The sequence below is a fragment of the Parabacteroides sp. CAG:2 genome (genome assembly GCF_000436315.1).
GTDB lineage: Bacteria > Bacteroidota > Bacteroidia > Bacteroidales > Tannerellaceae > Parabacteroides > Parabacteroides distasonis.
In genome coordinates this window covers 65,758-79,473 of sequence record NZ_FR885259.1, presented here as the reverse complement: position 1 = coordinate 79,473, position 13,716 = coordinate 65,758, and the positions used below count along the sequence as shown (strand labels likewise).

The window sequence follows — 13,716 nt, the reverse complement described above, 5'->3', positions numbered from 1 at the left end:
ATATTTACGTAAATTTGCCATTCAGTTACAATTTATCAACCTAAATTCTTTATTTACATGGAATCTGTAATGAAAAAAACAGCCGCCACAAGCTTGTTAGCCTCTTGTGCGGTATCGCTGGCCTTGTTTTCCTCTTGTGCCAGTCAAGAACAAAACACACTTACTCCCGAGGAAATCGCTGACGGATGGGTCCTGCTTTTTGATGGAAAGACATTGGATGGTTGGAAAGATTACAACGGGACTACATTGACACAGCCTTGGCATGTAGTGGATGGTTGTATCCAAGCCAAAGGTGATGGCAGCGACGCTAGTGGCTACATCGTAACCGATAAAGAGTATGAGAACTTCGAGCTTTCTTGGGACTGGAAATTGTCCAAGGGGGGCAATAGCGGTATGTTGTACCACGTGGTAGAGCGTCCCCAATACGCTGTTCCTTACGTAACAGGGCCGGAGTATCAATTGATCGACGAGCCGAACTTCCCGGAGCCATTGGAAGAGTGGCAGAAATTAGGCGTAGATTACGCGATGCACTTGCCGGATAAATCCAAGATGAAGGTGAATCCGCAAGGCGAATGGAACAACTCCAAGATCGTATTCGATAACGGACATGTGGAACATTGGTTGAACGGACAAAAGATCGTTGAGTTCGAGGCATGGACAGACGATTGGCACGCTAAGAAAAATAGCGGTAAATGGGCCAACGCACCGGAATACGGATTGGCGAAAAAAGGTGTGCTTTGTTTGCAAGATCATGGTTATCCCGCATCTTTCCGTAACTTGAAGATCAAGGAACTTCCCCGTAAGACCGGTAAGGAAGTGAACTTGTTCAACGGCGTGGATTTGACGGGATGGGAACCATACGGTACGGAGAAATGGTACGTAAAAGACGGCTTATTGGTCTGCGAAAGCGGTCCCGACAAACAATACGGTTATCTCGCTACCCGTGATTATTACGATGATTTCGATCTAACCGTAGAGTTCAAGCAAGAGGCTGACGGAAACTCCGGCGTATTCATCCGCTCTTTCGTAGAGGAAGGCGTGAAAGTAAACGGCTGGCAGGTAGAAGTAGCTCCGAAGGGTCACGATACAGGTGGTATCTATGAGTCGTACGGACGTGGCTGGCTGGTTCAGATTCCGGACGAGAAAGAGAATATATTGAAAGAGGGCGATTGGAACACGATGCGTATCAAGGTACAAGGCGACAACGTACAGACTTGGCTGAACGGACAGGAAATGGTAAACTTGAATGACGAGAAGATCGGAGCCGGCAAAGGCCGCATCGCCCTTCAGATTCACGACGGTGGAGGCATCAAGGTTCTTTGGCGTAATTTAAAACTTACGACATTATAATAGAACGAAACTAGATTATAAACCCAATAAGGTGTTTCAAAAGAAGTCTTTTTGAAGCACCTTATTTTTATCATTGATAACACGCTCTTTTATCACTGGATTTTATGAATAAACTTATCTTTACAGCTATCCTTTCGGGATTTGCCGGTCTCTACGCCATGGGCCAGAACGAGATCCGGCTTATGGACATGGACCTAAATAAATCCTACCAAACCTACGGTGGCGCCGTCAAAGGGAAATCAGTTACCAACGAGCCCGCCTCCATACAAGGAAAAACGTATGATGACGTGATCGGGGTACAAGCCAAAAGCCATATCAAGATCGATTTACACAAGAATGCGTCACGCTTTCAAGCACAGGTCGGGATCGCCGACTCACATATCGATTATACAGATAAAAGCCTCACGGTTATCCCTTTTGTTGACGGAACGAAAATGTATTTCGATACCCGAAAAAACGCCAAGACATTTGTTGGTCTAGAAGGTAAAGACGGAAAGGTACATCCGGGCTCGGTCTTATTTATCTTGAAAGGAGATGACAAGGAGCTTTATAACAGCGGTATCGTCAAACTTGGCGACGCCCCGAAAACAATCGATATCCCCCTAAATGGCATAAAGATATTGGACCTTATCGTAGAGCCTACCGACGATGGCCCCAGCGGAGATCATGCCTTATGGATCACGCCCCAAATAGAGTATATGGAGATCATCCCCTCGATCATCTCCACAAGCTATCAAGGGAAAGGGCCGGAGGTATCATCCGGTACGGAGAAGAAATTACTTGATAAAATCAAGCGATTGCCCCAACAAGGGCTTCCTTTGGAAAACACCTCTTTCGACTGGCTTTTACAACCCTCACGATCCAAAGCCGGCATATATGCGACTCCCGATGGCAAAAGCATCTTATTGTCAAACGGAATGGTAGCACGTATGTTCCGTGTCTTGCCCAATCTCTCCACTCTAGATATCTTTAACCGGATGACCGGAGAAAGTATGCTTCGTGCCGTAAGTAGCGAAGGCAGTTTGACGATTGACGGGAAACGTTGGGAACTTGGCGGGCTGGCCGGCCAGCCCGAGCGCGGATACTTCCAGATGGAATGGGTCGAGCAGATGACTACCCGCTCCGGTTCTTTTCTCATTGAGGATTTCCGCATAGAGGAGCTGCAGGAAGATATCAAATGGGCCAGAAGCCGCTGGGCACTGAATAAGAACGTACCCACAGGGAAAAGACTGACTTTCGTATTGAAAGGAGAGAAAGAAACAGAAGGTGTCACCGTAGAACTCCATTACGACTTATACGATCATATCCCGGTTATCCGGAAAAGTATGGAGGTTACCAACAAGACCCCGCAGTCCATAGATATCGATGCCTTTCAATTGGAATATCTGGCATTCGCCGAACCGGAGTCTCCCGGCGGTGGAGATCCCTCCAAATTCAGGCTCCCGAACATACATATAGAAAGCGATTATGCTTGTGGCGGAGAGTTTACCGAGCGGGAAACCGATATCACGGAGAAATGGGTAGCCGATCCGGAATATACCTCCCAACGCAACTATCCTTTGCTCACGCCTTGCATATTAGACGTATCGCCCAAGCTAGGTCCCGATTATACCCTAGCGGCGGGCCAGGAGTTCAAGTCCTTCAGCGTATACGAGATGCCGTTCGACAGCGATGACCGGGAACGGAAGGGCTTGTTCAAACGACGCTTTCATTATACGGTAGCTCCATGGGCTACGGAGAATCCGATCTTCATGCACCTTACCTCTTCCGATCCGGATGTTATTCGTACCGCTATCGATCAATGCGCTACCGTGGGCTACGAGATGGTGATCATCAGCTTCGGGTCTGGATTGAACGCCGAGGATATCTCGGAAGAAAATATCGCCAAATATAAATCCTTGGTAGATTACGCCCGCGGCAAAGGTGTAGAGTTAGGATGTTACTCCCTCTTATCAAGCCGTTGGATCAGCGACGAGGTGGATGTTATCAATCCCAAGACGGGCAAACGGGGAGGCATGCGTTTCGGTAGCGCTCCCTGCCTGTGCAGCGATTGGGGATATGAGTATTTCCATCATATACGAACCTTCTTCGAGCGTACGGGCATGCGTTGCTTCGAGCACGACGGCTCCTATCCCGGCGACGTATGCGCCTCCACCCACCATACCTATCATAAAGGGCTGGAAGATTCCCAATGGAATCAGTTCCATAAGATAACCGATCTCTATCGTTGGATGTGCGAGAATGGCATTTATATCAATGTTCCCGATTTCTATTTCTTGAACGGGTCTACCAAGACAGGCATTGGTTACCGTGAAGCCAACTGGTCGCTTCCCCGGGACCGGCAGATCATCCATGCCCGCCAATTGAATTATGATGGTACATGGGATCGGATGGCTTCGGCATGCTGGAGCTTCGTTCCTCTCGTGGAGTATCAAGGAGGAGGAGAGGCCGCCACCTTGGAGCCCCTCCACGAACACTTGTTCGAATACAAAACACATATGATGCAAAATTACGGAGCTGGTGTCCAAGCTTGCTATCGAGGGCCACGCCTATATGATACCCCGGAAACCCAAGCGGCCGTAACCGAGGTTATTCAATGGTATAAGAAATACCGCGATATACTCAACAGCGATATGATCCACTTACGCCGGCCGGACGCACGAGACTGGGACGGGTTCATACACGTCAATCCTCACAAGAAGGAGAAAGGTCTAGCCATGTTCTTCAATCCGACCCATCAAGAGATCACCCGTACGATCCATATTCCACTCTATTATACCGGCCTGACACAAACAGCCCGCATCCGGGAAAAAGAGCAAAAGCCTGTCACCTACAAACTGAACCGGGACTATACGGTGGAGCTTACGGTTAAAATCCCTGCCAACGGATATACTTGGTATGTGGTTGAAGCAGCCGATTAGAACTAAAATGGCCGGGATAATCGCTACCCCGGCCATTTTATCTATCTATAGACTTCTTTATCTACGTCCGTTACCTAGATGTTTTCTGCCATGTTTATTCCCTTTAGGCTGCTGTTTTTCCAGATATTGTTTGTATTGTTCCTCCGTCAATATTTTTTTCATCTGGGCGTTCTTATCCTCACGCATGGCCAACATCTTTTCCCGTTGCTTCTCACGCTCAGCCTTCATCGCCTCACGTTCTTTTTGAGCCTTTTCCATATACTCTTTTTGAAGTTTACGGAACTCCACCGCTTGTTTCTCATCCAGCTTCAAGTCGGCGATCATCTTCTCGCAACGTGCGGACGGATCCATCTTACGCTTGTCCATACGCCTGTTCTCACGAGCGAACACAGAAGTTGAACTCAACAATACAACCAAACACAATCCTATTACCTTTTTCATAAACTACTACTTATTACTTTTATTATAAATTACCTGTTTATGAAGCGCTTCGAAAGAATAGACATCGATAAAAAGGAAAGGTTTAATCGGAAATAACATTTAACATTTTACCACAGGCCATTTACCATCTCGGAATCTCCAAATCATCCTTACTGGGTAATGCCGGGAATTTAGCGTGTGGTTCCGCCTGATACCAGAAAGTAGTCGATGAGATATCCGACTTCTGGTTATTATACCTACCGTCGTGCCGCCAACCCAAATCTTGAATCGTAACCTTCAGATCCTTTTCAAAACGAACCGGGTCCAAGATATGCCAGCGATACAAGCCGAACGCCGTAACAGCCCGATATAGGCCATCCGGACGGATCACTTGGTGCATTCCCGCATAAGGAGTGGTGAATTCTTGGTACTGATGTGTTTTCTGATTCTCGAAGTTATACGAACCGCAGAAATAATCCTCCGTACCTGTTCCACAGATTGTCGGGTATTCCTTGTCGCCATCCATATAGAACTTGATCTCTCCTTCACCCCACCAACAGTTATCATTGACACGCCAAGCCAAATAAGTTCCAACATATTGTCCCTTTCCCTTGATTCCATCCACCAACGTATGGCTAGAGCCTTGTGTCGGGTTGGAACGACGGAACTGTGCATGGAAATATCCCTCATCCTCCGGCACTTCCGTCAAGGTATAATTAATTTGGTAATACAAACGCATCTCTTCCGCATTGTTAATATTCTCCAATGTTATGCGTGCTTTCTTACGGAACGGCATCTTCCAGTAGCAATTGAAAGCGCTCCCGGGGTTTACACAGACCGCTAACGAAGATAGTTGGGCATACTCATTAAAAGCACTGGCGAAGAAATCCCCGACCGGACATTCAACCGAAGGCTCTTTCTCGTCGTCCCAATACATACGGAGTATCGAGAATCGCCAGTTGCCAGTGGGAGTCATCCATATCTGCTGGATAGCCCCCGGGCCATCAATCTCCGCGATGGTAACTGTCTCCCCCGGTTTCACGATAATAAAAGGATTTACTTTCCAGCCTTTCCCCAAATCTTTCGCTGGGCCGGCCGCATTCGCCTTATTCCGGACATCCTTATCTCTCACGGGATCAGCCATCGCTCCTTTCCCTTTCTCCCCCGTAAAATTCTCCGGACTGATCGAACGACTCTGCGCATTCGACAAACGAGAAAGGTTTCCCATATTCATATCCAACCCGTTAAAAGGATACTGCTGGGCATTCGCCCAAAAACTTAACAGCAAAAAGGCTAACAGCAAAACATTGATCTTCTTCATAATGACTTTTATTATTTAAAATTTATACATCGTCTACCTATCATCCGCCTCCAAAATTAAGATCCAATCATTTCCCCTCTCTCCCGCTTCTCCGGGCGCATTGAATGTACGAATTCCCTTATTCTCGACCGGTCCGATCAAGGTTCTCGCCCCATTCCTCGGATTGAACCAATAAGCTTTACCTAAAGATCGCAATTTACTCATTTGTATTCTTACATCCTGCCCTTGACTCAAATAAACTAAAATAAAAGTCTTATCTTTTGCTAAAACGGGAGTGATATAGCTTGCGTCATTGTAATTAATTCCGAACAGGACGGATAGATCCGGACGGAAACGATCTAACGGATACATCGTAAACAAAGACTTTACATAGCGCATACATTCGGCTCCCGGCCTATCCAACGCACCATCCCAAAACGTAAGGCATGGTACATGATATTTACCACCCGGCTTATACATTTGCCAAATAGCGTTATTCCCATATGTATATCCGGCAGCTCCAGAGAAATAAGTCCAATAAGCCTGCATACGAATATCATAGTCATCGTAAATTCCATCCGTAAAATAAGTCGTATCCTTAATCAATCCGTTATCACCTATTATGTCCTCCTTTTTCTTCCCGAACTTAGCATAATCAAAATATTCCCAGAAAAGAACCGGTATGTCCTCGTATGAAGGTTCCGCGTTTACAAACGGTTTAATCGGGTTCAATTGAGCATACATACCCGAAAAACGATATACCGGATCCATCCGGCGGTAATGCCCGCTTTGGAGAATATTGAATGATAGCCAAGACTCATTGTGGAACCAATAATGCGAGGAAATCTCTCCCGTCGGATGATAGGACATTAGTTGTGTTCCTCCATTTCCCTCCTGAATTCCTTTCGCCATAGATTGCCAGATCTCGAACTCCTTATCCGTAACCACATTTCTATCACCACCAAGAATCCATATTACAGCTTCATTTTTATATCGGGTTCCCAGTATTTTCCCGTATGTATACGCATTATCTGGATTAAACAATGCTGGATTTCCGTCTTTCTCTACCACATTGTTTGCCCAAGTAGGTAGAAGCCCTATATACATTCCTCGTTTGCCGGCCTCTCGAATCACAAAATCCACCAACTCAAAGTACCCTTCCGTGATTTGGGTAGGGTCTTTATCAACCAAGGGCAAATATCCATACGCATTCGGTTTATCCAAACCATCCAGTTCAGATAAGATAACAGCCTGTATTACCGTAAAGCCCTTTTCTTGCCGGTTATCCAGATAATGAACGATCTCCTCCTTATCCAATACATGAAATAACTCCCAAGCCGTATCCCCCAGCCATAAAAAGGCACCGCCCTCTTTCTTATAAATAATAGGATCGTTCGGACGGACAATCAAATCTTGAGCCAAACAACCCAATACACAAAAAGCTAGACAAAACAAAAGATATTTTTGCATACTAATTCTTTTTAAGATTAAAAACTTACATTATAAATCTCCACGGACCCCACATTATCGAAACAAGAGGCTGGGCCAACTTTCCCATTCTCACAATCTAACCGAACATTCCGTAAAATCACTCGATCTAAATTATGAAGGTAAAGCCCCCAGCAAGGGAGCGCACGATAATCGGTCAATGGCTTCGAGGGAGTACGTCCTACTATTTCTTGATCTTTGTTTCCAACATACGATAAGGAAACATCCGAAAGCCGGACATCTTTCAAACTACTATCTCCCCAACTCTCTACCGAGGCGGCCGCTTTCATTAAACGTGTACCTCTTATATGCTCCAGACAGATCCGCTCTCCCCGGTTCCCCTCATTCAATGTGACTAGAAACGGATTATCCAATTGATCAAAAGAACAGCTAGATATCAATATATCCTTTACTTCCCCAAACGCAGGGAACCATGCGCCCGGTTGGAGCAATATCCCAGAAAGCATATTCCTACGTTTTTGTTCACCGGAAGTCCGATGTGGATATTTTCCCGGACCTCTAAATTCACAATCAACGATCTTTAAACCAGTAGCCGGCATTATCAACCTTATCCCATTGCACGATGAGTTCATATAGCAATTCTCTATTACCATATTCTTCCATAGCCCACCCGCAACAGCATCATCACCCGTATAAAAACGGCAATTTCGGATACGGATATCTTTTCCGCCACGAATATGAATCCCATCCCATCCTTCCTCCACTAAAAGATTATCGAAAGAAGCCCTTTCAATATCATAACTCATAAAAGCATAGTTCGATGCTCTTCGTAGTTTAACTCCCGATATCTTAATCCCTTTCGATCTCGACAAAAAGAGAATATGAGGGCCTCTCATCCCTTCTTCACCTTTTTTATCTTGAATATGGGCACCATCGATTACCCCCTCTCCTGTAATTGACACACCTTCAACTTGATCTCCTAAAAGCAATGCCTTGTTCCAATTCCGGGGTTTTACTTTATAATAAGCCTCATCTTGATTAAGATCGGATATAGAACGGTACTTTTCCAGATTATTTATGCCTTTCACTACGGCATTACTTTCTAAGAATAAGTTTACTTTACTTTTCAGCAGAATACTTCCTGTCAAAAACGTTCCCTCCGGAATGATAACCGTTCCTCCCCCTCTCAAGGAACAAGCTTCTATTGTCCTGTTGATGAACTGGGTATTGTCTGTTATTCCATCTCCTTTAGCTCCAAAATCCACGATATTATAGGTGCTATCATCATTTGAGGCCCAACCTATCCGCATAAAGAGCATAAACAATACAAAGAGACACACCCGAAAGACTCTTACTTTCGATACATCTATCATCTTCATTATTCAATAAGATTTAATATGATCATAAAGGAATAAAAAAAGAATAGGATTAGCGATCCCAAGAGAACTATCCTATTCCTTTTCTTTGATGAACTTTTCAACAAGTTATATCTACTCGTTCTCGTAACCTATGCTTTGTGTCATATTCGGATTATTCTCCATTTCAACCTTGGGTATCGGGAAATACAAATCTTTCGCATCATAATGCGGATTACCAACACGTGTCTTTCCATACCAACGGCTAATCTCCTCATCCAAGACCTTCCAGCGGCAAACATCTTGCCAATGTTGTACGCCCTCACCGCAGAACTCCATGAAACGTTCCTCCCGAATCGCATCTCTCAAAGCTTCTCCACTAGCCGTTATATCATGGGAACTATCTCCATTATAAGCTCTTCTTCTTACCAGATTCATATAGTTCCGGGCATTTACCTCATCTCCCGTAGCCTGACAAGCTTCCGCATACATCAAATATACATCCGCCAAACGCATCAAATACATATTAATACCAACCCCTAAATTCAACTCATTCACCGTACTTTTCAACGGATTGTATTTTCGCATGCTCCAACCTTGAATGTCAGCCTCCGTATCCTTATATTTCAGAACCTGCGTCTGCTGTCCATTCATAATAACAGGAGTTCCCGGACGCAAAGCGGCGATATCCAGACGAGGATCTCCATTAAAACGTTTAATATTCGCATCATGAAAGAAAATATTACCCCAACCGGCCGCCTCAACATCTCCACTTGCGTTCTGGAAACATAAGGCAGCGATCAATCCATATTGAGAACCTTCTCCATACCAAAAATATCCGGAAGTATCCCCATTACGGAAATTAATCTCTAAGATCGATTCTCTATTAAATTTCTCCTGATCCTCATTAAACATCTTCGCATATTCATTGAAAGGGAGCAATTCTTTTCCGGAAGAATCAATAACCTCTTTCAACGCTTTCTTTGCCGCATCATAATTACCCATATACAAATTCGCTTGCCCGATGTAACTAGCAACGGCAACAGAGGTTGGACGTGGATAGTCCGCCCGCTCTTCCCATACGGCAGGTAGCAAAAGTTTGGCTGCCTCATAATCTTTCAAGATCTGATCGTAAACCTCGGCCACCGTGCTACGTTCTATATTTAGCATATCCGGAGTCGATGCTACCTGTAAACGAACAGGTACACCTTTTTTATCGCCATCCCCGTTGCAAGGATATCCCTCCCCAAAAAACGCTACTAACTGTTGGTGTGCCCAACCTCTCCAAAACAAAGCTTCTCCCTTCATCTGCGAAAGTCTTGCTAAATCCGCATCCGTAAACTTCTCCTTGTCGATTCTTTCCAATTGCTCCAATACGGTATTCGCACAAGAAATCATTTTATAATAACCAATCCATAACGTCCCAATGTAAGCATTATCAGAAGTCACTTGATTGGTCGCCAACTGGTTCCAGTTGGCGTCACCAGTCCAAGCCATATCTACCGTATGATCCACACAGAATGTCCCTTTCGCCATAACCCTTTTTCCATACAAAGGCACAGCGACCATATTCGCATAAACTGAAGTTACGATAGTCTCCATATCCGCCATAGATTTAGGGTAGACACTTGGAGATAACGCACTGGGATTTGATAAATCCAGAAAACTATCCGAACAACTATTAAAAGTTAACGCAGCAGCTAATAATATAACTAATTTCTTCATCTTCCTATTAATTTAGAGGGTTAAACTTAAACCGCCCATAATGGTGCGGGTGGAGGGAGCCCGTTTCACAGAATACATATTTCGTTCCAAATATCCACCACCCAATTCAGGATCTCCTTGGAACTTTGTGATAATAAATAAATTATCGCAGTTAATATAAAACTTCAAACCTTCTATCTTCAAATGAGAAAGTATTGATTTCGGTAAATTATAGCCGAAATGTAAATTCTTCAATTTAAAGAAAGAACCATCCTCCACAAAATAAGAGGAGACATTCTTGAAGTTTCCATTCGGATCCTCTTTCGTTACTCGAGGATGTGAAGTAGCCCGGTTCGTCGGACTCCACGCCTCATATACCTTATAAGTCGTATTATAGTCGCCATAGAAACTTCTTTCATAAAGCTTAGCGCTATTAAAGACATCAACACCTGCGTTTCCTAACCAGCCCATACTTAAATCAAAGCCTTTCCATGACAAATTTATATTCAATCCATACATCAAATCCGGCCAAGGATTACCGATATATGTCTTATCCTCATTCGTCACCTTTCCGTCTCCATTTAAATCCTTATATTTCAAATCACCCGGAGCCGTACCTGCTTGTTGGTACAATCCATCCGGAGATTGAGCGTTTAAGGCATCGATTTCCGCTTGGTCTTGAATAATGCCATCCACTACATACCCATACATCTGTCCCATCGGTTGCCCATTTTCCGTACGATAAATAGAACTATTCAAAGCCGCATCGCTTCCAGCCCAAATGATCGGATTCACTTGGTCACTTAACTTTACCACTTTGTTCTTGTTGGTAGACAACGTAAAAGCCACGTCATACCTGAAATCTTTATAGGAATCCCTCCATTGAACCATCCATTCGAAACCTCTATTGCTTATCTTTCCGATATTAGCCCGATAAGAAGAGGTCTCGCTAAATGGTTCCGAAGAAGGCCCGGCAGAAGGTGGCACACCTACTGAATACAGCATATCGGAAGTTTTCTTATCATAATACTCGATTGTCGTATTCAAGCGATTATCCAGAAAACTTGCGTCAACACCTATATTCCATTGGGCCACGTCTTCCCATTTAATCGTAGCATTCGCAACATTTGAATACCAGAATCCTCTCTGCGTATTTTGCCCATCATATGAATAATATAGATAATTATTCGTAAAAGAAGGTTCATACAAGAATTGAGGAATTGTATTGTTACCAATTTTACCATAACTTCCTCTCAGTTTTAATTGAGACATCCATGTTATATTATCCTTTACAAAGCTCTCTTTTCCCACATTCCAACCAACAGAAGCCGAAGGAAACACACCAAACCGATTCTCTGGACCAAAGTTATCATAACCATCCCGACGAATACTAGCCTCTAGCAAATACCTGTCATCATAAGCATAGTTTACACGAGCGAACTGGGATAAACTACGACCTTCCGTTTTCGTTCCGGATACATCTTTATCTCCCGTACCTAAACTAATATCATCCGAAGGCTGAACCAAGAAGCCGTTTTTCCAACCACCTGCCGAAGAAGCCGTCGCCCGATAAGCCTCGTAGCCAACCATACCTTTTACATAGTGTTTCTCCCCAAAAGTATGATCATAAGTCAATGTATATAACATACGTAAATCATAACCGGAGCCATAATCTTTCGAGTAATAATCCTGTTGAGACAAAGATCCCAAATTCCATGATTCTAAGAACAAATTATTCGCATGGGAGTCAAAATTGGCAGAGAAATTCGCTTGGAATTTTAAATCATTGATAATCTCCCAATCCAAAATCGCATTTGCCCGGGCCCAAAACCTACGTTCATTCGCATGATGCGACATTAGTGTAGCCACATGATTAGGTCCCTCGTAGTAACCACCTGCCGGATGTTTCCCCCAACCTCCACCAGCTTCGTTGGTATTATCATAAGGCACCATCGTAGGAACTTGGCGGTAATAAACATAATCATTATTCGTCTGCCCATACAAATGGGGATCCGTATTATTAAAACCAACAGTCAGGATCTCAGAAAATTTCACACGTTTACTTATATTTGTCTGGCTAGCCACACGAAAATTACCCGCATCCTCAAATGAATAACGTTCGATAAACTGATTCTTGTAGAACTCCGCAGACATATTAAATGTAGTTTTCTCATTACCACCTGTCATCTGTAAAAAATAGTTTTGCCTAAAAGCATTACGCCAAACCAGATCTTCCCAGTCTGTATCTGGTAGCGAAGCGGGATTATCCCAGCCGGAATTGGGATTATTAGGGAAGCCTGCCGCCAGTTTCCGGTCAATAAAGTCTGCGGTATGCAGCATATCCGGCAAATCGATCGGAGTCTCTATTCCAAAGTTTACTCTCGCATTAATAGAAAGTTTCCCTATCTTTCCTTTTTTAGTGGTAACAAGGATCACACCACCTGCTCCCCGGGCACCATAAATAGCAGTAGAAGCCGCATCCTTCAAGATCTCGATAGATTCTATATCATTAAAATTAGGAGCGCTACCCGGCACTCCATCCACGATCCACAACGGATCCGCGCCATTGATAGAAGCCGCTCCACGAATGATAATGTTCCCATTGGAAACATTGACACCAGCCACACGTCCTTGAATAACATGCGACACATCCATATTTAAATCATTAAAATCATCCGTCTTAATAGAAGCCACAGATCCCGTTACATTCGACTTCTTCTGCACGCCATAACCAACAACGACTACCTCATCCAGTTTTTGAGTATCTTCCTTCAAGTTTATCATTAAACTTGATTTTCCGTTCACTGCTACATCTTGAGTATTAAACCCAATATACGAGATCTGTAAAATACCGGTATCATCTATATTTAATGAGAAATTTCCCGAGATATCCGTTACCGTTCCATTCGTAGTCCCTTTCTCAACAACATTCGCTCCGATAATCGGTTCGCCGTTACTATCCACCACAGTACCAGATACCTGCTTTACTTTACCTGCAGTCTTTAAAGTTACGACAATTGAATGGCCTGTCATCGTATATTGCAAGTCCCTTTGATGCAATACATCATCCAACAAACGCTGAATCGGCTGATTCGTCACGTTTAAAGTTACCTCCTTCTTTCCTTCCACTATAGCATCCCGATAAGAGAATATATATGTGGTTTGCTTCTCTACAGCCTCAAAAAATTGCTTTAATGTAGCATTCTTCATGGAAAGA

The 13,716-nt window shown here is 44.0% G+C and carries 8 protein-coding genes; 2 read left to right on the top strand and 6 right to left on the bottom strand.

Going from position 1 to position 13,716, the window contains the following annotated elements; all coding sequences use genetic code 11:
- The first annotated feature begins 57 nt into the window (after positions 1-57).
- Complete coding sequence (locus QVP94_RS01760; protein ID WP_005861421.1) at positions 58-1,350, top strand: 3-keto-disaccharide hydrolase; 1,293 nt, start codon at positions 58-60, stop codon at positions 1,348-1,350.
- Positions 1,351-1,454: 104 nt separating this feature from the next.
- Positions 1,455-4,271, top strand: coding sequence for an NPCBM/NEW2 domain-containing protein (locus QVP94_RS01755; RefSeq protein WP_008780731.1), 2,817 nt, complete (start codon positions 1,455-1,457; stop codon positions 4,269-4,271).
- 57 nt (positions 4,272-4,328) lie between these two features.
- Here QVP94_RS01755 and QVP94_RS01750 read toward each other — a convergent pair whose 3' ends face one another.
- The 6 genes from QVP94_RS01750 to QVP94_RS01725 form a co-directional block, all read right to left on the bottom strand.
- The gene (locus tag QVP94_RS01750) at positions 4,329-4,712 is read right to left on the bottom strand and encodes a DUF4890 domain-containing protein (RefSeq protein ID WP_005861419.1); all 384 of its coding nucleotides are present in this window, start codon (positions 4,710-4,712) and stop codon (positions 4,329-4,331) included.
- 121 nt (positions 4,713-4,833) lie between these two features.
- Complete coding sequence (locus QVP94_RS01745) at positions 4,834-6,012, bottom strand: glycoside hydrolase family 172 protein (protein WP_008780730.1); 1,179 nt, start codon at positions 6,010-6,012, stop codon at positions 4,834-4,836.
- A gap of 33 nt (positions 6,013-6,045) precedes the next feature.
- Positions 6,046-7,461 (bottom strand): glycoside hydrolase family 140 protein, encoded by a 1,416-nt coding sequence (locus tag QVP94_RS01740; protein ID WP_005861415.1) that lies wholly within the window; start codon positions 7,459-7,461, stop codon positions 6,046-6,048.
- Positions 7,462-7,478: 17 nt separating this feature from the next.
- A complete protein-coding gene (locus QVP94_RS01735; protein ID WP_022191824.1) occupies positions 7,479-8,819 on the bottom strand; it encodes a glycoside hydrolase family 28 protein in 1,341 nt (446 codons plus the stop codon).
- A 111-nt stretch (positions 8,820-8,930) separates the two neighbouring features.
- Entirely contained in the window at positions 8,931-10,520 is a 1,590-nt protein-coding gene (locus tag QVP94_RS01730) for a RagB/SusD family nutrient uptake outer membrane protein (RefSeq protein WP_005861411.1), read from the bottom strand.
- A 12-nt stretch (positions 10,521-10,532) separates the two neighbouring features.
- On the bottom strand, positions 10,533-13,716 hold a 3,184-nt coding region (locus tag QVP94_RS01725; RefSeq protein ID WP_288213145.1), incomplete at its 5' end, for a TonB-dependent receptor.